This window comes from Streptomyces sp. NPDC053076, from assembly GCF_044546845.1.
Taxonomy (GTDB): Bacteria; Actinomycetota; Actinomycetes; order Streptomycetales; family Streptomycetaceae; genus Streptomyces.
This window is the reverse complement of the sequence record NZ_JBITZL010000002.1, coordinates 298565-319100: the sequence shown is the minus strand read 5'-3', so window position 1 is coordinate 319100 and position 20536 is coordinate 298565. Positions and strand designations below refer to the sequence as shown.

Sequence of the window (20536 nt, the reverse complement as noted above, 5' to 3'; positions counted from 1 at the left end):
ACATGACCAGCACCACAGCCAAGACAGCGCCGGCGACAGCCGACGGCGACCAGGTCGAACTGCTCATCGGCGGGATGACCTGCGCCTCCTGCGCCGCCCGCGTGGAGAAGAAGCTCAACCGGATGGACGGCGTGAGCGCCACCGTCAACTTCGCCACCGAGAAGGCCAAGGTCACCTTCGCGGACGGCGTCCAGGTCGCCGACCTGATCGCCACCGTGGAGAAGACGGGCTACACCGCCGAGGAACCCGCGCCGCCCAAGCCCGCGCCCGAGGCGGAGGCACAGCCCCCCGGACGGGATTCCGAACTGGGCGCCGTCCGGCACCGCCTGCTCGTCTCCGCGCTGCTCGCCGCCCCCGTGGTCCTGCTCGCGATGATCCCCGCGCTCCAGTTCGACAACTGGCAGTGGCTCTCACTCACCCTCGCCGCACCGGTCGTCGTCTGGGGCGGCGCCCCCTTCCACCGGGCCGCCTGGACCAACCTCCGGCACGGCGCCGCCACCATGGACACCCTCGTCTCCGTCGGCACGCTGGCCGCGTTCGGCTGGTCGCTGTGGGCCCTGTTCCTCGGCGACGCGGGCATGACCGGCATGCACGACGAGTTCCGCTTCACCGTCTCGCGCATGGACGGCGCCTCCACCATCTACCTGGAGGTCGCCGCCGGAGTCGTCGCCCTGATCCTGCTCGGCCGCTATCTGGAGGCCCGCTCCAAGCGGCGCGCCGGGGCCGCCCTGAAGGCCCTGATGGAGCTGGGCGCCAAGGACGTGGCGGTGCTGCGGGAGGGCCGCGAGGTACGCGTGCCGGTGTCGTCCCTGGCCGTCGGCGACCGGTTCGCCGTACGGCCCGGCGAGAAGATCGCCACCGACGGCACGGTGGTGGAGGGCGTCAGCGCGGTCGACGCGTCCATGCTGACCGGCGAGTCGGTGCCGGTCGACGTCGGGCCGGGCGACCGGGTCACCGGTGCCACGGTCAACGCGGGCGGCCGGCTGGTCGTGGAGGCCACCCGGGTCGGATCGGACACCCAGCTCGCCCGCATGGCGAAGCTGGTGGAGGACGCGCAGAACGGCAAGGCCGAGGTGCAGCGGCTCGCCGACCGGATCTCCGCCGTCTTCGTCCCCGTGGTCATCCTCATCGCGCTCGGCACCTTCGGCACCTGGCTGGGCGTCACCGGTGACCCGGTCGCCGCGTTCACGGCCGCCGTCGCCGTGCTGATCATCGCCTGCCCCTGCGCGCTGGGCCTCGCCACGCCGACCGCGCTGATGGTCGGCACCGGGCGCGGCGCCCAGCTCGGCATCCTGATCAAGGGCCCCGAGGTCCTGGAGGCCACGCGCCGCGTGGACACGGTCGTGCTCGACAAGACCGGCACCGTCACCACCGGCCGGATGAGCCTCCAGACGGTGTACGCCGCCGACGGCGAGGACGAGAAGGAGCTGCTGCGGCTCGCGGGCGCCCTGGAGCACGCCTCCGAGCATCCCGTGGCCCGTGCGATCGCCGCGGGCGCCGAGGAGCGCGCCGGGCAGCTGCCGCCGGTCGAGCACTTCGAGAACGTGCCCGGACGCGGCGTCCGCGGGCGCGTGGACGGCCGTGAGGTGGCCGTGGGGCGCCTGTACGACGAGCTGCCGCAGGACGTGGCCCGCGCAGCCCGTGAGGCCGAGCGGCAGGGCCGTACGGCCGTCGTGGCGGGCTGGGACGGACGGGCCCGCGGGGTGCTGGCGGTCGCCGACGCGGTCAAGGAGACCAGCGCCGAGGCGGTCCGCGAACTGCGCGGGCTCGGCCTGACACCGGTGCTGCTCACCGGGGACAACCGCACGGTCGCCGAGGCGGTCGCGAAGAGTGTCGGCATCGACTCGCACCACGTGTACGCCGAGGTGCTGCCCGAGGACAAGGTGGAGGTCGTACGACGGCTGCAACGCGAGGGACGGTCCGTGGCCATGGTCGGCGACGGTGTGAACGACGCCGCCGCGCTCGCCACCGCCGATCTGGGCCTGGCCATGGGCACGGGCACGGACGCGGCGATCGAGGCCGGCGATCTGACGCTGGTGCGCGGGGACCTGCGGGTGGCCGCGGACGCGATCCGGCTGTCCCGCCGGACGCTGGCCACCATCAAGGGCAATCTGGTGTGGGCCTTCGGATACAACGTCGCCGCGCTGCCGCTGGCCGCCGCCGGACTGCTCAACCCGATGATCGCCGGAGCGGCGATGGCCTTCTCCTCGGTCTTCGTGGTGACCAACAGTCTGCGGCTGCGCGCCTTCCGGTGAACCGGAGGCAATTACCCGGATCGATGTCCCGGTCCCCCTGGAGTCCGACGCGCGCCTCACATAAGCTCTTCACAAGGCTCGCGCATCATCCTTACGCTTGGGCCCCGATCACCATATCGGGGCTCTTGCGCACCTAAGGGACATATGCAAGAGACGCAGATCACAGTGATGCGAACGTAACCATCGAAGGGGTTCGAAGGTCTAAGTTGGCGATGTCAGACCAGCGTCTTGGGGGGCGCTGACTGGCATCTGAGGATGTCTTGGGGGACTTCCTCAGATGGGGGTACCTCCCTGCTCCCACGGAGTGGAGAGCTTGGGGGAGCGTTGCCGGGGCACGTACACCGGGAAGCTTTGAGCGGCCCTCCCAGCGTGCGTTGTCCCGGCAGATCGCATCGCATCACTGGAGCACGGCGAGTTCTGCTCGTTGTGCTCAAGACAGCGAATTCAGGCGCTGTCCTCTCCGAGCGCCCGGCCGGATCCCGTGGGGGGAATCCGCACCGGGACATGGGAAGGCGCCCTGGTCGTCGGCCCGTGGGGGGACCGGCGTCAGGGCGCCTTCCGCTTTTCTCCGCCTCTTCGTCACCGGCTCAGGACCCGCCCTGCCGGGCAGGCCCTGGTACGCGGTGTGCTCAGCGCTCCTCGACCGGAACGAAGTCGCGCTCGACGACGCCCGTGTAGATCTGGCGCGGGCGGCCGATGCGGGAACCCGGCTCCTTGATCATCTCGGTCCACTGGGCGATCCAGCCCGGCAGCCGGCCCAGGGCGAACAGGACCGTGAACATCTCGGTCGGGAAGCCCATGGCCCGGTAGATCAGACCGGTGTAGAAGTCCACGTTCGGGTAGAGCTTGCGCTCGACGAAGTAGTCGTCGGAGAGCGCGTGCTCCTCCAGCTTCAGGGCGATGTCGAGCAGCTCGTCCGACTTGCCCAGCGCGGAGAGCACGTCGTGCGCGGCGGCCTTGATGATCTTGGCGCGCGGGTCGAAGTTCTTGTAGACCCGGTGGCCGAAGCCCATCAGGCGGACGCCGTCCTCCTTGTTCTTCACCTTGCGGATGAAGGTGTCGACGTCGGAGCCGGAGTCGCGGATGCCCTCGAGCATCTCCAGCACGGACTGGTTGGCGCCGCCGTGCAGCGGGCCCCACAGGGCGCTGATGCCGGCCGAGATCGACGCGAACATGTTGGCCTGCGAGGAGCCGACCAGGCGGACCGTGGAGGTCGAACAGTTCTGCTCGTGATCGGCGTGCAGGATCAGCAGCTTGTCCAGCGCGGCCACCACGACCGGGTCCAGGTCGTACTCGTCCGCCGGGACCGAGAAGGTCATGCGCAGGAAGTTCTCGACGTAGCCGAGGTCGTTGCGCGGGTAGACGAACGGGTGGCCGATCGACTTCTTGTAGGCGTACGCCGCGATCGTCGGAAGCTTGGCGAGCAGCCGGATCGTGGAGAGGTCGCGCTGCTTCTCGTCGAACGGGTTGTGGCTGTCCTGGTAGAAGGTGGACAGCGCCGAGACGACCGAGGACAGCATCGCCATCGGGTGGGCGTCGCGCGGGAACCCCTTGTAGAAGTTCTTGACGTCCTCGTGCAGCAGGGTGTGCCGCGTGATGTCGTTCTTGAACGTCGTCAGCTCGTCGACGGTCGGAAGCTCACCGTTGATCAGCAGGTACGCCACCTCGAGGAAGGTGGAGCGCTCGGCCAGCTGCTCGATGGGGTAGCCGCGGTAGCGGAGGATGCCCGCCTCGCCGTCGAGGTAGGTGACAGCGGATTTATAGGCGGCCGTGTTGCCGTAACCGCTGTCCAGCGTCACCAGACCGGTCTGGGTGCGGAGCTTCCCGATGTCGAAGCCCTTGTCGCCGACGGTGCTGTCGACCACCGGGTAGGTGTACTCGCCGTCGCCGTACCGCAGTACTACAGAGTTGTCGCTCACGTCTTCCCTCACCGACGTAGTGCCTCATCTTCGAGGTGCCCTGACTGTCTCTACCATCCCCCATTTGGCTCAGGAGAGTGCACTCGGGGTCGACCATTGGGCCTATTGGCGGCACTCAGTGCCGTCAACCTGCTCATCCTGCCCCCTCGGAGGGCCATCTGGAAATGCTCTGTGACCTTCCCGACTCGTTTGATCGATCATTTTTGCCGAGCCTGAAGTCGAGGGCCGTGCAGCGCCGTCCGGCCGACACCGTGCGCACCGCCTGCCCGATCGCCTTGCGTGAACCGACGAGGACGACCAGCCGTCGGGCCCGGGTGACCGCCGTGTACAGCAGGTTCCGCTGGAGCATCATCCATGCCCCGGTGGTGACCGGAATCACCACGGCGGGATATTCGCTCCCCTGCGAACGGTGGATGGTCACCGCGTACGCGTGGGCCAGTTCGTCCAGTTCGTCGAATTCGTACGGAACCTCCTCGTCCTCGTCCGTCAGCACCGTCAGCCGCTGGTCGTCCGGGTCGAGCGAGGTGACGACGCCCACGGTGCCGTTGAAGACACCGTTCTTGCCCTTCTCGTAATTGTTGCGAATCTGGGTGACCTTGTCGCCGACCCGGAAGACCCGGCCGCCGAACCGCTTCTCCGGCAGATCGGGGCGCCCGGGCGTGATGGCCTGTTGGAGCAGTCCGTTGAGCGCGCCCGCGCCGGCCGGTCCCCGGTGCATCGGCGCGAGCACCTGGACGTCCCGACGCGGATCCAGCCCGAACTTGGCCGGGATCCGCCGCGCGGCCACATCGACGGTCAGCCGGCCGGCGGCCTCGGTGTCGTCCTCGACGAAGAGGAAGAAGTCCTTCAGGCCGTCGGTGAGCGGATGTTGTCCCGCGTTGATCCGGTGCGCGTTGGTGACCACGCCGGACTGCTGGGCCTGGCGGAAGACCCGGGTGAGCCGGACGGCCGGGACGGGGCTCCCCTCGGCGAGCAGGTCCCGCAGCACCTCCCCGGCGCCCACGCTGGGCAGCTGGTCGACGTCCCCCACGAACAGCAGACGGGCCCCCGGCGGTACGGCCTTCACCAGCTTGTTGGCCAGCAGCAGGTCCAGCATCGACGCCTCGTCCACGACCACCAGGTCGGCGTCGAGCGGCCGGTCCCGGTCATAGGCGGCGTCCCCGCCGGGCTTGAGCTCCAGCAGCCGGTGGACGGTGGACGCCTCGGCGCCGGTCAGCTCGGACAGCCGCTTGGCCGCGCGGCCGGTCGGGGCGGCCAGCAGCACCTTGGCCCGCCTGGCCCGGGCCAGCTCCACGATCGAGCGCACGGTGAACGACTTGCCGCACCCCGGCCCGCCGGTCAGCACGGCGACCTTCTCGGTCAGCGCCAGCCTGACGGCCGCCTCCTGCTCGGGCGCGAGGTCGGCCCCGGTGCGCGATCTCAGCCAGCTGAGGGCCTTGTCCCAGTCCACGTCCCGGAAGCCCGGCATCCGGTCCTGGTCCGTCCGCAGCAGCCGCAGCAGCTGACCGGCCAGGGACAGTTCGGCGCGGTGGAAGGGCACGAGATAGACGGCGCTGACGGGCTCCGAGTCACCGTCGGGGCCGGGCACCTTCTCCCGTACGACCCCCGGGTCGGCCCCCTCCGCCGGGATCTCGGACAGCTCGGCGAGACACTCGATGACCAGCCCGGTGTCGACCTGGAGGAGCTTGACGGCATCGGCGATCAGCCGCTCCTCCGGCAGGAAGCAGTGTCCCTGATCGGCGGACTGCGACAGCGCGTACTGCAGGCCGGCCTTCACGCGCTCGGGGCTGTCGTGCGGGATGCCGACCGACTGGGCGATCTTGTCGGCGGTGAGGAAGCCGATGCCCCAGACGTCGGCGGCGAGCCGGTAGGGCTGCTCCTTCACGACGGAGATCGACGCGTCGCCGTACTTCTTGTAGATCCGCACGGCGATGGACGTGGACACCTCGACGGTCTGGAGGAACAGCATGACCTCCTTGATCGCCTTCTGTTCCTCCCACGCGTCGGCGATCTTCCTGGTGCGCTTCGGCCCGAGCCCCGGCACCTCGATCAGCCGCTCGGGCTCCTCCTCGATGACCCGGAGGGTGTCCAGGCCGAAGTGCTGGGTGATCCGGTCGGCGAAGACCGGTCCGATCCCCTTGACCAGACCGGACCCCAGATAACGCCGGATGCCCTGGACGGTGGCGGGCAGGAGGGTGGTGTAGTTCTCGACGTGGAACTGCTTGCCGTACTGGGGGTGGGACCCCCAGCGGCCCTCCATCCGCAGGGACTCCCCCACCTGGGCGCCGAGCAGCGCGCCGACGACCGTGAGAAGGTCCCCGGCGCCTCTGCCGGTGTCGACGCGGGCGACCGTGTAGCCGTTCTCCTCGTTGGCGTACGTGATCCGCTCCAGGACGCCTTCGAGCACGGCGAGACGCCGTTCGCCCGCGGAGTTCCCCGCCTGTCGGTCCATGATCCGACGGTACCGGTGGGGTCCGACAACGGGTACGGGCCCCTGTCAGAGGGAGTCCGCGCGCGCGGGCCGGCGGCGGGGATGCTCCTTGAGGGCTTCGAGGAAGGTGGTGAAGGCGGGGGCGGCGAAGGTGAGGGTGGCTCGGGCGGGGGTCTTCGAGTCGCGGACGGCTATCCGGGTGGTGGAGGTCGCGATCTCTACGCAGGCGTTGCCGTCGCCCTCGCCCGAGTAGGACGACTTCCGCCAGTGGCCGGGGGGGATCATGGGCAATTCACAGCTCCTTCGCCAGCCCGTGGATGAAGTCGCGAGACCGGTCGGGGTCGAGTGAGACTGCCTCCAGCTTACGGAAGCGCGTTCGATAGGCGGTCAGCTGGGCTTCGGAATCGACGAAGACCGAGCCATGCGGTGCGTCCCGCACCACCGTGTCCAGCTTCGGCAGGGTGCCGCTCATGTATGTCATGGTGCCCGAGGCCCTGTTGAAGCCGTCCAGGTCGAAGGGGATGACACGCAGAGTGATGTGGTCGGCCTCGGAGAGGTCCAGAAGGCGGACCAGTTGCGCTTGTGACGCCGGGCGGTCGCCGACCCTGATCCGCAGCGCTGCCTCGTGGATGACCACTTCATAGCCAACGGTGGCCTGTTGGCGGCTCAGACGGTGGCGCACGCGCAACTCCAGTTCGCCAGGTGTGAGTTCCGGGACCCGCGAGGAGAAGACCGCGCGGGCGTAGTCCTCCGTCTGCAACATGCCCGGGACGTACAGGATCGCCACCTCGTACACGTGCGTGGCGTGGTGTTCCATCTCGGCGAGATCCAGGAACGATGTGGGCAGCAGACCTCGGTACTCTTCCCACCAGCCGCGTGTCCGGTCCGTGGCGATGGCTACGAGGGCGTCGATGAACTCGGCGTCCGTGCAGGCGTAATGGGAAGCCAGCCGACGCAGTCGCTCCTCGCTCACCCCAGTGAGTCCCGCTTCGATGTGGCTGATCTGAACCCTGTTCGCCCCCAGTAGGGCCGCCGCCTGCACAGCGGTGAGCCCGGCCGCTTCACGGAGCCTGCGCAATTCGGTACCCAGACGCACCTGACGTGCTGTTGGTTCGCGCCTCTGCACCATGGCTGCTCCTCCACTTTCGGGGGCGGTTCACGCGATCAGCTTGCTACGGGTTACACGTTACCCCTACCGTCGGTGACGCGACGCACACGCAGCGGAAGCGCACCGCGCCGTCCTGCCCGGACGGCCGCGGCAATGCCACCGCGCGCGGAATCCTCTCTCACCGACCGGAGTTGATGACGCATGCCCGAGAACGAGACGTGGGACTACACGCTCTACATCCCCAACGACCTCAGAGCGGTGCCGGTCTGCCGCCGCACCTTGCGCGCGATCCTGACGGCGCACGGGCTGCCCGGCCTCGCGGACACGGCGGAGCTGCTCGCGGCGGAGCTGGTCTCCAACGCCGTACGGCACACCAAGGGACCGGCGGCACTGCGGGTGCGGCGGTCGCCGCAGGGGCCGGTGTGGATCGGGGCGTGGGACACCGACCCCGAACCGCCGCCACCGCCACGGCCGTTGGGGCAGGTGGCGGAGGTGGAGGACGGACGGGGGCTGGGACTCGTCGTGGCCTGCGCGGAGTACTGGGGCTGGCAGCCCTCGGCACGGTTCGGGGACCGGGGGAAGTACGTGTGGTGCGAGCTGGCGGCGGCGTGACGGCGGCCGACGTGCCCGACGCCGTCGGGGAAGGGATGAACGCCCGCACGGACCCCGACCGGCTGGAGGTCACGGACCGACGGGCCGTACACGCCGCGGACGCCGTGGAGCCGTCCGGCGGACATGAGCGAGTGGCCGCAGGATGCCGACGTGTGGACGTGGCGCCGATCTTGTGTACGAGCCGCAAGGGCGGCGGGGGCGGTTACCGGCCAGTACAGAGGACTTCGTACGCTCCCTTGCGACCAACTCAAGCTCTACCTGGGGGAATCTCCTCATGACCAAGCGCTTTTCCGCCCTCGCCGTCTCCGCGGCCATCGCCGGCGGCTTCCTCCTCACGTCGGTGCCCGCTCACGCCGCCCCGGCGGCCGGCCAGGTCGCGGTCTCGGCCAGGGCCACCGTCACGTGTGACCAGGGCCAGATGCGTCAGCAGATCGCCAACCTCAAGAGCAAGGCCGCGAAGCTGAAGCAGCTAGGCGAGACCGCGGCGGCCAGGAAGGCGCTCGCCGACGCGGCCGCCGTCCAGAAGAGGCTCGACGCGTGCGTCAAGGCCGAGGACGAAGCGAGCAAGCCGTTCCCCGGCTAGGTCTCCGGCTCGCCGCGGCGCCGCCCGTCCCGTTAGGGGACGGGCGGCGCCGCACGCTTTTCCGGCCCGCCGACGCGGAAAATCCCTACCGTGATGCCCCGAGTCGGCGGCAGACTCGGCTCATGGACGGCATGGGGGCGTTCCGGGAGGCGGTCACCGCGTGGGCGGCCGGTGGGCCCGGCGGCCCCGCGCGCGAGTCGGCCGCGCGGCTGTCCGTCCGGACGGCCGTCCTGCTCGAAGGGCCGAGCGACGTCGCGGCGGTCGGCGCGCTGGCCGCGCGCCGCGGACGCGACCTGGAGGCCGAGGGAGTCTGCGTCCTGTCGATGGGCGGGGCGATGAGCGTCGGGCGCTTCGCCCCTCTCCTCGGTGCCTCCGGTCTGGGCCTCCGCCTCACGGGCCTGTGCGACGAAGCGGAGCGCCGCTACTACGCTCGCGGCTGGGAGCGGGCCGGTGCGGCACCGCAGGGGTTCTTCGTCTGCGCGGCGGATCTGGAGGACGAGCTGATCCGCGCGCTGGGTGTGGCGCGGGTGGCGGAGCTGGTCCGGGCCGAGGGTGACCTGCGCGCCCTGCAGACCTTCCTGCGCCAGCCCGCGCAGCGGGGCCGTACCACGCAGCAGCAGTTGCGGCGTTTCCTGGGCACGAAGAAGGGGCGCAAGATCCGGTACGGCCGCGTCCTCGTCGAAGCGCTCGAGCCCGACCGTGTGCCCGCTCCGCTCGACGGGCTGCTCGCCGGCCTCTGACCGCCGTCACCGCCACCCCGTCGATTGGCGCGGGCATGCCACCCACCCCGCTCGGCGGCGGCCCGGACCCTCCAGCGCCGGTCACGATCCGGTTTCGGGATGGGGGCAGGGGGTTGCCGATCGACGTGTAATCGATTCCAATCCTCTTCTGAAGCGATCGTGTAATCGATTCCATGAACCCACGAGGAGGTGGGGCCGACCATGGCGAGCATCAAGGACGTCGCTGCCGCTGCGGGGGTGTCCGTGGCCACCGTGTCGCGGGTGCTGAACGAGCACCCGTCCGTCAGCGCCGACGCACGCACGCGCGTGCTGGCCGCCGTGGCCGCCCTGGGGTACCGCCCCAACGCCGTCGCCCGGTCCCTGCGTACCGACCAGACCCACACCCTCGGCCTGGTCATCAGCGACGTGATGAACCCGTACTTCACCGAACTGGCCCGCTTCGTCGAGGAGGAGGCCCGGGCGCTCGGCTACAGCGTGATCATCGGCAACGCCGACGAGCGGCCCGAGTTGCAGGACCACCACGTGCGCAACCTGCTCGACCGGCGGATCGACGGGCTGCTCGTGTCACCGACCGACGGCGGCTCACCGCTCATGCTGGACGCCGCGCGCGGGGGCACCCCGATGGTGTTCGTGGACCGGTGGATCCCCGGAGTGGACGTGCCGGTCGTACGGTCCGACGGACGGGCGGCCGTACGGGACCTCGTGGCGCACCTGTACCGGCTGGGGCACCGGCGGCTCGCCATCATCGCGGGACCCGCCGCCACCACCACCGGCAGCGAGCGTGTCGAGGCGTTCCGGGCCGCCCTGGCCGAGCACGGGCTTCCGCTCCCGGACGCCTACACGGGCCAGGGCGATTTCCAGGCGGAGAGCGGGCGGCGGGTCACCGAGGGGTTCCTGGACCTGCCGGAGCCGCCCGAGGTCGTCTTCGCGGCCGACAACCTGATGGCGCTCGGCGCGCTGGACGCCGTACGCGCGCGTGGGCTGCGCGTGCCCGACGGCATGGCGCTGGCCGCGTTCGACGACATCCCCTGGTTCGTGCACACCGATCCACCCGTCACCGCGATCGCCCAGCCCACCGGTGAGCTGGGACGGGCCGCCGTACGGGCCCTGGTGGACCGGATCGAGGGGCGTACCCCGCGCTCCGTCACGCTGCCCGCCCGGCTCGTCGTGCGCCGCTCGTGCGGAGAGCCGGCCGCCCCGTTCCCCACCCAGTCCCCCTCCCCAGTGCAAAGGAGCACGTCGTGAGCGACCCGGACGAGTTGCTGCGCATCGAGGGCATACGCAAGACCTTCCCCGGCGTGGTCGCGCTCGACGGCGTCGACTTCGCTCTGCGCCGGGGCGAGGTCCATGTGCTGCTCGGTGAGAACGGCGCCGGCAAGAGCACGCTCATCAAGACGCTCTCCGGTGCCCATACGCCCGACTCCGGGCGGATCCTTGTCGGCGGCCGGGAGGTGCGCATCCACGGCGCCCAGGACGCCGAGCGGCTCGGGATCGCCACCATCTACCAGGAGTTCAACCTGGTGCCGGACCTGACCGTCGCCGAGAACATCTTCCTGGGGCGCCAGCCGCGCCGGTTCGGGATGATCGACCGGAAGCGGATGGAGGCCGAGGCCGAGACCCTGCTCAAGCGCGTCGGGGTCAGTGTCTCGCCACGCGCGCGCGTGCGGGAACTCGGCATCGCCCGCCTCCAGATGGTCGAGATCGCCAAGGCGCTCAGCCTGGACGCGCGCGTGCTCATCATGGACGAGCCGACCGCCGTGCTCACCTCGGAGGAGGTGGAGAGGCTCTTCGCCATCGTGCGGTCGCTGCGCGCGGACGGCGTGGGGATCGTCTTCATCACCCATCATCTGGAGGAGATCGCCGCCCTGGGGGACCGGGTCACCGTCATCCGGGACGGCCGCAGCGTCGGACAGGTGCCCGCCGCCACGCCCGAGGCCGACCTCGTACGGCTGATGGTGGGACGGTCCATCGAACAGCAGTACCCGCGGGAGCGGCCCGAGAAGGGCGCCGCACTGCTCAGCGTCGAGGGGCTCACCCGCGACGGGGTCTTCCACGACGTGAGTTTCGACGTGCACGCCGGTGAGGTGGTCGGCATCGCGGGGCTCGTGGGGGCCGGGCGGACGGAGGTCGTACGGGCCGTGTTCGGTGCGGACCCCTACGACGACGGTGTCGTGCGGGTCTCCGGATCCCGGCTCAAGCGCCATGACGTGAACGCCGCCATGGCCGCCGGGATCGGGCTCGTCCCGGAGGACCGCAAGGGCCAGGGGCTCGTGCTGGACGCCTCCGTCGCGGAGAACCTGGGTCTGGTGACGCTGCGGTCGGCGACCCGGGCCGGGATCGTGGACCGCGGGGCGCAGTACTCGGCGGCCGAGCGGATGGCCGGACAGCTGGGGGTCCGCATGGCGGGCCTCGGGCAGCACGTGCGGACCCTGTCCGGCGGCAACCAGCAGAAGGTCGTCATCGGCAAGTGGCTGCTGGCCGACTCCAAGGTGCTGATCCTGGACGAGCCGACCCGCGGGATCGACGTCGGCGCCAAGGTCGAGATCTACCAGTTGATCAACGAACTGACCGCCGCCGGGGCCGCCGTACTGATGATCTCCAGCGATCTCCCGGAGGTGCTCGGCATGAGCGACCGGGTGCTGGTGATGGCCCAGGGCCGGATCGCCGGTGAACTCACGGCCGACGAGGCCACGCAGGACGCGGTGATGTCCCTCGCCGTCAGCACCCCCACCACCGAGAAGGAGGCCCCCCGTGGCCACTGACACGCTCAAGGGCAGGGCGGGCGCGAGTGGCGCCCCCGGGGCCCTGCGCCGGCTGCTCCTCGACAACGGCGCCCTCACCGCGCTGATCGTCCTCGTCATCGCGCTGTCGGCGCTGTCGGGCGACTTCCTGACGACGGACAACCTGCTCAACATCGGCGTCCAGGCGGCCGTGACGGCGATCCTCGCCTTCGGTGTGACCTTCGTGATCGTCTCGGCGGGCATCGACCTGTCGGTCGGCTCGGTGGCCGCGCTGTCGGCGACCATGCTGGCCTGGAGCGCCACCCAGCACGGCGTGCCGGTCGCCCTGGCGGTCGTCCTCGCCCTGGCCACCGGCATCGCGGCCGGACTGGTGAACGGTTTCCTCATCGCCTACGGCAAGCTGCCGCCGTTCATCGCGACACTGGCCCTGCTGTCGGTGGGCCGCGGTCTGGCCCTGGTGATCTCGAAGGGCTCCCCCATCGCCTTCCCCGGCTCCGTCTCGCACCTCGGGGACACCCTCGGCGGCTGGCTGCCGGTACCGGTGCTGGTCATGGTGGTGATGGGGCTGCTCGCCGCGTTCGTGCTCGGGCGGACCTACATCGGCCGGTCCATGTACGCGATCGGCGGCAACGAGGAGGCCGCGCGGCTGTCGGGTCTGCGCGTGCAGCGGCAGAAGCTCGCGATCTACGCCCTGTCCGGGGTGTTCGCCGCGGTGGCGGGCGTCGTGCTGGCCGCCCGGCTGTCCTCGGCGCAGCCGCAGGCCGCCGACGGCTACGAACTGGACGCGATCGCCGCGGTCGTCATCGGCGGCGCCTCGCTGGCGGGCGGCACCGGAAAGGCGTCCGGCACGCTGATCGGCGCGCTGATCCTGGCGGTGCTGCGCAACGGCCTGAACCTGCTGTCGGTGTCGGCGTTCTGGCAGCAGGTCGTGATCGGTGTCGTGATCGCGCTGGCGGTGCTGCTGGACACCGTGCGCCGCAAGGCGGGGGCGACTCCCCTGGCCGCCGGCACGGGTGGCGGGAACAAGCGCAAGCAGGCGGCGACCTATGTGCTCGCCGCCGTGGTCACGGTCGCCGTCGTCGGCGCCACCTCCTTCCTGCACGGCGGTACCTCCTCGTCCACGAACCCGAGGATGGGGCTGTCCCTGTCCACGCTCAACAACCCCTTCTTCGTGCAGATCCGGGCGGGTGCCCAGGCCGAGGCGAAGCGGCTGGGCGTGGACCTGACCGTCACGGACGCCCAGAACGACGCCTCCCAGCAGGCCAACCAGTTGCAGAACTTCACGAGTTCGAACCTGGGCGCGATCATCGTCAACCCGGTGGACTCGGACGCGGCGGGCAACTCCGTGAAGGCCGCCGACCAGGCCGAGATCCCGGTCGTCGCCGTCGACCGGGGCGTCAACAAGGCGTCGGTGGACACCCTGGTGGCCTCCGACAACGTCGCCGGGGGTGAGCTGGCCGCGAAGACCGTCGCCGAGAAGCTCGGCGGCTCGGGCAGGATCGTCATCCTGCAGGGGCAGGCGGGCACGTCGGCGGCCCGGGAGCGGGCGGCCGGGTTCGCCCGGGGCCTCAAGGCGTACCCGGGTATCCGGGTGCTGGCCCAGCAGCCCGCCGACTTCGACCGCACCAAGGGCCTCGACGTGATGTCGAACCTGCTCCAGGCCCACCCGGACGTGCAGGGCGTCATCGCCGCCAACGACGAGATGGCCCTCGGCGCGATCAAGGCGCTCGGCTCAAGGGCCGGCAAGTCCGTGCAGGTCGTCGGCTTCGACGGCACCCCGGACGGACTGACGGCGGTCAAGGACGGCACGCTGTACGCGTCGGTCGCCCAGCAGCCCACGCAGCTGGGCAGGATCGCCGTGGACAACGCCCTGAAGGCGGTCAGGGGCGAGAAGGTGGCGCCGACGGTGAAGGTGCCGGTGAAGGTGGTCACGAAGGACAACGTGGCCGGCTTCAGCGGCTGACACGGACGCACGGGCGGGCGGCCTCCGGAGGGCTTTCGGGGGCGGCCCGCCTGCCGTCATCTCTCAGGGGAGTCAACTGATGTACGACTACGACCTCTTGGTCGTGGGATCGGCCAACGCCGACCTGGTGATCGACGTCGAGCGGCGGCCGGCCGCCGGCGAGACGGTGCTCGGCGGCGACCTGGCCGTGCACCCGGGTGGCAAGGGCGCCAACCAGGCGGTCGCCGCCGCCCGGCTGGACGCGCGGACGGCCCTGCTGGCACGGATCGGCGACGACGGCCACGGCCGGCTGCTGCTCGACTCGCTGCGCGCGGCCGGGGTCGACACGGTGGGCGTGCTGGTGGGGGGCGCCCCGACGGGTGTCGCGCTCATCACCGTCGACCCTGAGGGCGACAACAGCATCGTGGTGTCTCCGGGCGCCAACTCCCGGCTGCGGCCCGCGGACGTCCGGGCGGCCACGAGCCTCTTCCACGCCTCGCGGGTGGTGTCGGCGCAGCTGGAGATCCCGCTGGAGACGGTCGTGGAGGTGGTGCGGAACCTGGCGCCGGGCAGCCGGTTCGTGCTGAACCCGTCCCCGCCGCGTGAGCTGCCCGCGGAGGTGCTGGCGGCCTGCGATCCGCTGATCGTGAACGAGCACGAGGCGCGGGTGATCCTCGGTGCCGCCCGCGTGAGCGGGGAACCCGCGGACTGGGCTCGGCTGCTGCTGGCCAGGGGTCCGCGCTCGGTGGTGGTGACGCTGGGCGCGCGGGGGGCGCTGGTGTGCGACGGCTCGGGCGTGACCCGGGTGCCGTCGGTGAAGGTGGACGCGGTGGACACGACGGGGGCCGGGGACGCGTTCACGGCCGCCCTGGCCTGGAAACTGGGCGCGGGTGCCGCCTTGGCCGAGGCGGCGGCCCACGCGGCCCGGGTGGGTGCGGCGGCCGTGACGAAGCGGGGCGCGCAGGAGTCGTACCCGACGGCGGAGGAGGTCGACGCGCTGTGAAGAGGGCGGGGATCCTCAACCGCCGTCTCGCCGGGGCGCTGGCCGGACTGGGTCACGGGCACGAGGTGCTGGTCTGTGACGCGGGTATGCCGATACCCGACGGCCCCCGGGTGGTGGACCTCGCCTTCCGCGCCGGTGTGCCCTCCTTCGCCGAGGTGCTGGACGGCCTGCTGGCCGAACTGGTGGTGGAGGGCGCCACGGCGGCGGAGGAGATACGGGCGGCCAATCCCGCGGCGACGGCACTGCTCCAGGGCCGCTTCCCGGACCTGGCCCTCGTCCCGCACGAGCGGCTCAAGGAACTGTCGGCGGGCGCACGGCTGGTGGTCCGCACCGGCGAGGCCCGTCCGTACGCGAACGTGCTGCTGCGCTGCGGGGTGTTCTTCTAGGTCTCGTCGGATCACGCCGGGCTGATCCCGACGAAAGACCCTGGTCCTCCCGGCGCTCCGGACGTTTCGAGGGGGCGCCTCCGGCCCGTCGGCCTGACACGCCCCCTCGGCTTTCCCCACCCCGGTCGGAACCCGACCCCCCCAGGGTCCCCCGTGGTTCCGACGACAGATACGACACGAAAGACGCGGGAAGGGTTGCACGGCCTTCCAAGATTTTTCGCGCGCCGGCGGATCACCGGCGGATCACGTGCTCCACGAACCGCTCGGCCGTCTCCGCCAGCACCTCCCGCCCGTCCCGGGCCCACAGCCGCTCGTTGAACAGCTCGACCTCGATGGGGCCGGTGTAACCGGCCGCCTCCACGTACCCCTTCCACTCCCGCATGTCGATCGCTCCGTCGCCGAGCCGGCCGCGGCCGGTCAGGGCGCCCTCGGGGAGGGGGGTGGTCCAGTCGGCGAGCTGGAAGGAGTGGATACGGCCCGTCGCGCCCGCGCGGGCGATCTGGGCGGGGGCCCGGTCGTCCCACCAGACGTGGTACGTGTCCACGGTCACCCCGACCTGGTGAGCGGGAAAGCGTTCGGCGAGGTCCAGGGCCTGAGCGAGGGTGGAGACCACACAGCGGTCGGCGGCGTACATGGGGTGCAGGGCCTCGATGGCGAGGCGTACGCCGCGGTCCTCGGCGTAGGGGGCCAGTTCGGTCAGGGCGTCGGCGACGCGTTCCCGGGCCGCCCGCAGGTCCTTGGCGCCGGGCGGGAGGCCACCCGCCACCAGGACCAGGGTGTCCGTGCCGAGCGTGGCCGCCTCGTCGACCGCGCGGCGGTTGTCGGCCAGGGCCGCCGCGCGTTCCTCCGGGCCGAGGGCCGTGAGGAAACCGCCGCGGCACAGGGTCGTCACCGCCAGGCCGGCGTCGCGGACCAGCTTCGCCGTCTCCGCGACGCCGAACGCCCGCACCGGCTCACGCCACAGGCCGACCTGCCCGATACCCAGCGCGGCGCACGCGTCGGCCAGTTCGGGCAGCGACAGCTGCTTCACGGTCATCTGGTTGATGCTCAAGCGCGCCAGATCGGTCATTGCTCCACCCCGTACAGCGACAGAAGGTTCCTGATCCTTTTCTCGGCCAGCTCGGGGTCCGGGAACAGGCCCAGGCGGTCGGCGAGTTCGTAGGCGCGGGCGAGGTGCGGGAGGGAGCGGGCCGACTGGAGGCCGCCGACCATGGCGAAGTGCGACTGGTGGCCCGCGAGCCAGGCGAGGAGGACGACCCCCGTCTTGTAGAAGCGGGTGGGCGGCTGGAAGAGGTGCCGGGACAGCTCCACGGTGGGGTCGAGGAGTTCACGGAAGCCCTTGACGTCACCGGTGTCCAGGACCCGTACCGCCTGCGCCGCGAGCGGGCCCAGCGGGTCGAAGACGCCGAGCAGGGCATGGCTGAAACCGTTGCCGTCGCCCGCGATCAGCTCGGGGTAGCCGAAGTCGTCGCCCGTGTAGCAGCGCACGCCCCGCGGCAGCCGGCGCCTGAGGTCGATCTCGCGCCGTGCGTCCAGCAGGGAGATCTTGACGCCGTCGACCTTGCCGGGGTGCGCGGCGACGACCTCCAGGAAGGTGCCGGTGGCCGCGTCCGGATCGGCCGAGCCCCAGTAACCCTCCAGGGCCGGGTCGAACATCGGGCCCAGCCAGTGCAGGATCACCGGTCCGGCGGCCTGGCGCAGGAGGTGGCCGTAGATCTCCAGGTAGTCCTCGGGGCCGGTGGCGGTGGCGGCCAGCGCCCTGGACGCCATGAGGACGGCCTGGGCGCCCGCCTCCTCGACCACGGCGAGCTGTTCCTCGTAGGCCGCGCGGATCTCGGTGAGCGTGCCGCCGGTGAGCTGGTCGGTGCCGACTCCGCAGGCGATCCGGCCGCCCACGCCACGCGCCTCCGTCGCGCTGCGCCGGATCAGTTCGGCCGCGGCCGCCCAGTCCAGGCCCATGCCCCGCTGGGCGGTGTCCATCGCCTCGGCCACGCCCAGGCCGTGGGACCACAGATGGCGGCGGAAGGCGAGGGTGGCGTCCCAGTCGACGGCGGCGGGCGAGTCGGGCGAGACGTCCGCGTACGGGTCGGCGACGACGTGGGCCGCCGAGTAGAGCGTGCGGGAGGTGAAGGGGGTGCCGGGGGTGACGGCGAGCGGCCGGGTGCGCGGCCGGTACGTCCGCACGGTGCGGTCGGCGGCGGGCAGCCGGACGGTCACAGCGCGATCTCCGGTACGTCGATGCGGCGGCCCTCGGCGGAGGACCTCAGGCCCAGTTCGGCGAGCTGCACGCCGCGGGCGCCGGCCAGCAGGTCCCAGTGATAGGGGGCGTCGGCGTAGACGTGCTTGAGGAACAGCTCCCACTGGGCCTTGAAGCCGTTGTCGAACTCGGCGTTGTCGGGCACCTCCTGCCACTGGTCGCGGAAGACCTCGGTGATGGGGACGTCCGGGTTCCACACGGGCTTGGGCGTGGTGCCGCGGTGCTGCGCGCGGCAGCCGCGCAGACCGGCCACGGCCGATCCCTCCGTGCCGTCGACCTGGAACTCCACCAGCTCGTCGCGGTGGACGCGCACGGCCCAGGAGGAGTTGATCTGGGCGACGGCGCCGCCCTCCAGTTCGAAGATGCCGTAGGCGGCGTCGTCGGCGGTGGCGTCATAGGACTGGCCCCGTTCGTCCCAGCGCCGCGGGATGTGGGTGGTGGCCAGGGCCTGGACGGCCGTCACGCGGCCGAACAGTTCGCGGAGCACGTATTCCCAGTGCGGGAACATGTCGACGACGATGCCACCGCCTTCCTCGGCACGGTAGTTCCAGGACGGGCGCTGGGCGGGCTGCCGGTCGCCCTCGAAGACCCAGTAGCCGAACTCGCCCCGCACGGACAGGACGCGGCCGAAGAAGCCGTCGTCGACGAGCCGCTTCAGCTTCAGCAGGCCCGGCAGGAAGATCTTGTCCTGGACGACGCCGTGCCTGACGCCCTTGTCGTGGGCGAGGCGGGCGAGGGCGAGGGCTCCGTCGAGGCCGGTGGCGGTGGGCTTCTCGGTGTAGACGTGCTTGCCGGCCGTGATCGCCCTGGTGAGGGCCTCCTCGCGGGCGGAGGTGACCTGGGAGTCGAAGTAGATGTCGACGGAGCGGTCGGCGAGGACGGCGTCCACGTCGGTGCAGACGTGGTCGAGGCCGTGCCGCTCGGCGATCTCGCGCAGGGCGTGCTCGCGGCGGCCGAGGAGGATCGGCTCGGGCCAGAGCACGGTGCCGTCGCCGAGGTCGAGGCCGCCCTGATCGCGCAGGGCGAGGATCGACCGGACGAGGTGCTGGCGGTAGCCCATGCGCCCGGTCACGCCGTTCATGGCGATACGCACCGTCTTGCGTGTCACGTCAGTCCCCTTCGCGGGCGCCGGGCGCCCCGTTCCGTGGCCGCGCCCCTCGCACAGCAAGCGCTTGCTGTCTCCGGGCGAAGCTAGCCTCCGGACGCGGTCCGTACAAGACCGTGTCCGCTTCGAGTTGTTCGAGGGGGCGAACAACCCGGGCCCGTGGCCTTAAGGTCTGCTCGGAACCAGGACCCCTGCCTGGCTGTCTACGAGGGCGTACCAGCTGTCTACGAGACGTACCGGCTGGCTGCGAGGACGTACGACGAGATGCGCGACCGGAGGACGACGAGATGACGGTGACCCTGGCGGACGTGGCGGCCCGCGCCCAGGTCTCCCCCGCGACGGTGTCGCGCGTGCTGAACGGCAACTACCCGGTGGCCGCCACCACGCGCGAGCGGGTGCTGCGGGCCGTGGACGAACTGGACTACGTCCTCAACGGTCCGGCCAGCGCGCTCGCCGCGGCCACCTCCGACCTGGTCGGCATCCTCGTCAACGACATCGCCGACCCCTTCTTCGGGATCATGGCGAGCGCGATCCAGGCCGAGATCGGCGGACCGGGCGGGCGTGCGGGCGGGGAACGCCTGGCGGTCGTCTGCAACACCGGCGGCTCTCCCGAGCGCGAGCTGACGTATCTCACCCTGCTCCAGCGGCAGCGGGCCGCGGCCGTGGTACTGACCGGCGGGGCCGTGGAGCGCGCGCCGCACGCGGCGGCCGTCGCGGCGAAACTGCGGAAGCTGTCGGAGGCCGGGACCCGGGTGGTGCTGTGCGGGCGCCCGCCGGCGCCGGACACCCACGCCATCGCGCTGACCTTCGAGAACCGGGGCGGGGCCCGCGCCCTCACCGGCCATCTGATCGGCCTCGGCCACCGCCGGCTCGGCTACATCGCCGGCCCCGGGGAACGGACGACCACCCGGCACCGGCTGGAGGGCCACCGCGCGGCCCTGGCCGCGGCCGGCATCGAGGAGCACCCCGGCTGGACCGTGTACGGCCGCTACGACCGGCAGTCCGGCTACGAGGCCACGCTGGAACTGCTGCGCCGCGATCCCTCCCTGACGGCGATCGTGGCCGCGAACGACTCCGTGGCCCTCGGCGCCTGCGCCGCCCTGCGCGAGTCCGGGCTGCGCGTCCCCGCGGACGTGTCGGTCGCCGGCTTCGACGACCTGCCCTTCAGCATCGACGCGGTGCCGTCCCTGACGACGGTCCGGCTGCCGCTGGCGGAGGCCGGGGCACGGGCCGGCCGCATCGCGACGGGCCGCGAGGAACCCCCGCCCGGGGGGATCGCCTCGGTGCGCGGCGAGTTGATGGTGCGAGCCTCCACCGGGGTCCCCCGAGCCTGACCACGGACGCGCGGACCTGACCACGGACGCATGGCCTGGCCACGGACGCGTGGCTGCTTCCAGGACCGTCGGCCAGGGCCGGCCGCCGGAATTGCATGGACCCGGCGACTGAGGGGTACT

Annotated in this window: 17 protein-coding genes; 10 read left to right on the top strand and 7 right to left on the bottom strand. The window is 71.5% G+C overall.

Annotation, left to right across the window (positions count from 1 at the left end; translation table 11 throughout):
- Positions 1–2 precede the first annotated feature (2 nt).
- Positions 3–2255 (top strand): heavy metal translocating P-type ATPase, encoded by a 2253-nt coding sequence (locus tag ACIGYR_RS08700; RefSeq protein WP_399596207.1) that lies wholly within the window; start codon positions 3–5, stop codon positions 2253–2255.
- A gap of 629 nt (positions 2256–2884) precedes the next feature.
- On the opposite strand, the gene ACIGYR_RS08695 is transcribed toward ACIGYR_RS08700, so the two are convergent.
- The 4 genes from ACIGYR_RS08695 to ACIGYR_RS08680 form a co-directional block, all read right to left on the bottom strand.
- On the bottom strand, positions 2885–4174 hold the full coding sequence (locus tag ACIGYR_RS08695; RefSeq protein WP_391845323.1) for a citrate synthase: 1290 nt from the start codon (positions 4172–4174) through the stop codon (positions 2885–2887).
- A gap of 133 nt (positions 4175–4307) precedes the next feature.
- Positions 4308–6626 carry an ATP-dependent RecD-like DNA helicase gene (locus ACIGYR_RS08690; protein WP_399596208.1) on the bottom strand — a complete coding sequence of 773 codons (2319 nt, stop codon included), beginning with the start codon at positions 6624–6626 and terminating at the stop codon, positions 4308–4310.
- A 45-nt stretch (positions 6627–6671) separates the two neighbouring features.
- Positions 6672–6890 carry a DUF397 domain-containing protein gene (locus ACIGYR_RS08685; protein ID WP_399596535.1) on the bottom strand — a complete coding sequence of 73 codons (219 nt, stop codon included), beginning with the start codon at positions 6888–6890 and terminating at the stop codon, positions 6672–6674.
- A 7-nt stretch (positions 6891–6897) separates the two neighbouring features.
- Positions 6898–7734 (bottom strand): helix-turn-helix domain-containing protein, encoded by an 837-nt coding sequence (locus tag ACIGYR_RS08680; protein ID WP_399596209.1) that lies wholly within the window; start codon positions 7732–7734, stop codon positions 6898–6900.
- Between the two features lie 180 nt (positions 7735–7914).
- Here ACIGYR_RS08680 and ACIGYR_RS08675 point away from each other — a divergent pair, with 180 nt between their 5' ends.
- The 8 genes from ACIGYR_RS08675 to rbsD all read left to right on the top strand — a co-directional run bounded on the left by ACIGYR_RS08675 (position 7915) and on the right by rbsD (position 15720).
- Positions 7915–8325 (top strand): ATP-binding protein, encoded by a 411-nt coding sequence (locus ACIGYR_RS08675; RefSeq protein WP_391845320.1) that lies wholly within the window; start codon positions 7915–7917, stop codon positions 8323–8325.
- A 274-nt stretch (positions 8326–8599) separates the two neighbouring features.
- On the top strand, positions 8600–8908 hold the full coding sequence (locus tag ACIGYR_RS08670; RefSeq protein WP_399596211.1) for a hypothetical protein: 309 nt from the start codon (positions 8600–8602) through the stop codon (positions 8906–8908).
- Positions 8909–9030: 122 nt separating this feature from the next.
- The gene (locus ACIGYR_RS08665) at positions 9031–9648 is read left to right on the top strand and encodes a TOPRIM nucleotidyl transferase/hydrolase domain-containing protein (protein ID WP_391845317.1); all 618 of its coding nucleotides are present in this window, start codon (positions 9031–9033) and stop codon (positions 9646–9648) included.
- Positions 9649–9849: 201 nt separating this feature from the next.
- Complete coding sequence (locus tag ACIGYR_RS08660; RefSeq protein ID WP_399596212.1) at positions 9850–10893, top strand: LacI family DNA-binding transcriptional regulator; 1044 nt, start codon at positions 9850–9852, stop codon at positions 10891–10893.
- Positions 10890–12410, top strand: a complete 1521-nt coding sequence (locus ACIGYR_RS08655) for a sugar ABC transporter ATP-binding protein (protein ID WP_399596213.1) — start codon at positions 10890–10892, stop codon at positions 12408–12410. The genes ACIGYR_RS08660 and ACIGYR_RS08655 overlap by 4 nt, the downstream gene beginning before the upstream one ends.
- Entirely contained in the window at positions 12400–14352 is a 1953-nt protein-coding gene (locus tag ACIGYR_RS08650) for a substrate-binding domain-containing protein (protein ID WP_399596215.1), read from the top strand. Before ACIGYR_RS08655 ends, ACIGYR_RS08650 begins: the two co-directional genes overlap by 11 nt.
- Before the next feature lie 79 nt (positions 14353–14431).
- Positions 14432–15334 (top strand): ribokinase, encoded by a 903-nt coding sequence (locus ACIGYR_RS08645; RefSeq protein ID WP_391845309.1) that lies wholly within the window; start codon positions 14432–14434, stop codon positions 15332–15334.
- Entirely contained in the window at positions 15331–15720 is a 390-nt protein-coding gene (gene rbsD, locus ACIGYR_RS08640; RefSeq protein ID WP_399596216.1) for a D-ribose pyranase, read from the top strand. Before ACIGYR_RS08645 ends, rbsD begins: the two co-directional genes overlap by 4 nt.
- A 232-nt stretch (positions 15721–15952) precedes the next feature.
- Here the strand turns inward: rbsD and ACIGYR_RS08635 are convergent, their stop codons facing one another.
- Genes ACIGYR_RS08635 through ACIGYR_RS08625 form a run of 3 tightly spaced genes read right to left on the bottom strand, consistent with a single transcriptional unit; the run spans position 15953 to position 19085 of the window.
- Entirely contained in the window at positions 15953–16789 is an 837-nt protein-coding gene (locus ACIGYR_RS08635) for a sugar phosphate isomerase/epimerase family protein (RefSeq protein WP_399596218.1), read from the bottom strand.
- Positions 16786–17937, bottom strand: coding sequence for a dihydrodipicolinate synthase family protein (locus ACIGYR_RS08630; protein ID WP_399596219.1), 1152 nt, complete (start codon positions 17935–17937; stop codon positions 16786–16788). Before ACIGYR_RS08630 ends, ACIGYR_RS08635 begins: the two co-directional genes overlap by 4 nt.
- Positions 17934–19085, bottom strand: coding sequence for a Gfo/Idh/MocA family protein (locus tag ACIGYR_RS08625; protein WP_399596220.1), 1152 nt, complete (start codon positions 19083–19085; stop codon positions 17934–17936). The genes ACIGYR_RS08630 and ACIGYR_RS08625 overlap by 4 nt, the downstream gene beginning before the upstream one ends.
- A gap of 284 nt (positions 19086–19369) precedes the next feature.
- Here ACIGYR_RS08625 and ACIGYR_RS08620 point away from each other — a divergent pair, with 284 nt between their 5' ends.
- The gene (locus tag ACIGYR_RS08620; protein ID WP_399596222.1) at positions 19370–20416 is read left to right on the top strand and encodes a LacI family DNA-binding transcriptional regulator; all 1047 of its coding nucleotides are present in this window, start codon (positions 19370–19372) and stop codon (positions 20414–20416) included.
- Positions 20417–20536: the final 120 nt, after the last annotated feature.

What these genes read in the sequence shown, in the direction of transcription:
- ACIGYR_RS08680 (WP_399596209.1), bottom strand. Translation starts at nt 7,734, where the DNA reads ATGGTGCAGAGGCGCGAACCAACAGCACGTCAGGTGCGTCTGGGTACC.
- ACIGYR_RS08690 (WP_399596208.1), bottom strand. Translation starts at nt 6,626, where the DNA reads ATGGACCGACAGGCGGGGAACTCCGCGGGCGAACGGCGTCTCGCCGTG.
- ACIGYR_RS08700 (WP_399596207.1), top strand. Translation starts at nt 3, where the DNA reads ATGACCAGCACCACAGCCAAGACAGCGCCGGCGACAGCCGACGGCGAC.
- ACIGYR_RS08675 (WP_391845320.1), top strand. Translation starts at nt 7,915, where the DNA reads ATGCCCGAGAACGAGACGTGGGACTACACGCTCTACATCCCCAACGAC.
- ACIGYR_RS08670 (WP_399596211.1), top strand. Translation starts at nt 8,600, where the DNA reads ATGACCAAGCGCTTTTCCGCCCTCGCCGTCTCCGCGGCCATCGCCGGC.
- ACIGYR_RS08660 (WP_399596212.1), top strand. Translation starts at nt 9,850, where the DNA reads ATGGCGAGCATCAAGGACGTCGCTGCCGCTGCGGGGGTGTCCGTGGCC.
- ACIGYR_RS08645 (WP_391845309.1), top strand. Translation starts at nt 14,432, where the DNA reads ATGTACGACTACGACCTCTTGGTCGTGGGATCGGCCAACGCCGACCTG.
- ACIGYR_RS08685 (WP_399596535.1), bottom strand. Translation starts at nt 6,890, where the DNA reads ATGATCCCCCCCGGCCACTGGCGGAAGTCGTCCTACTCGGGCGAGGGC.
- ACIGYR_RS08620 (WP_399596222.1), top strand. Translation starts at nt 19,370, where the DNA reads ATGACGGTGACCCTGGCGGACGTGGCGGCCCGCGCCCAGGTCTCCCCC.
- ACIGYR_RS08665 (WP_391845317.1), top strand. Translation starts at nt 9,031, where the DNA reads ATGGACGGCATGGGGGCGTTCCGGGAGGCGGTCACCGCGTGGGCGGCC.
- ACIGYR_RS08635 (WP_399596218.1), bottom strand. Translation starts at nt 16,789, where the DNA reads ATGACCGATCTGGCGCGCTTGAGCATCAACCAGATGACCGTGAAGCAG.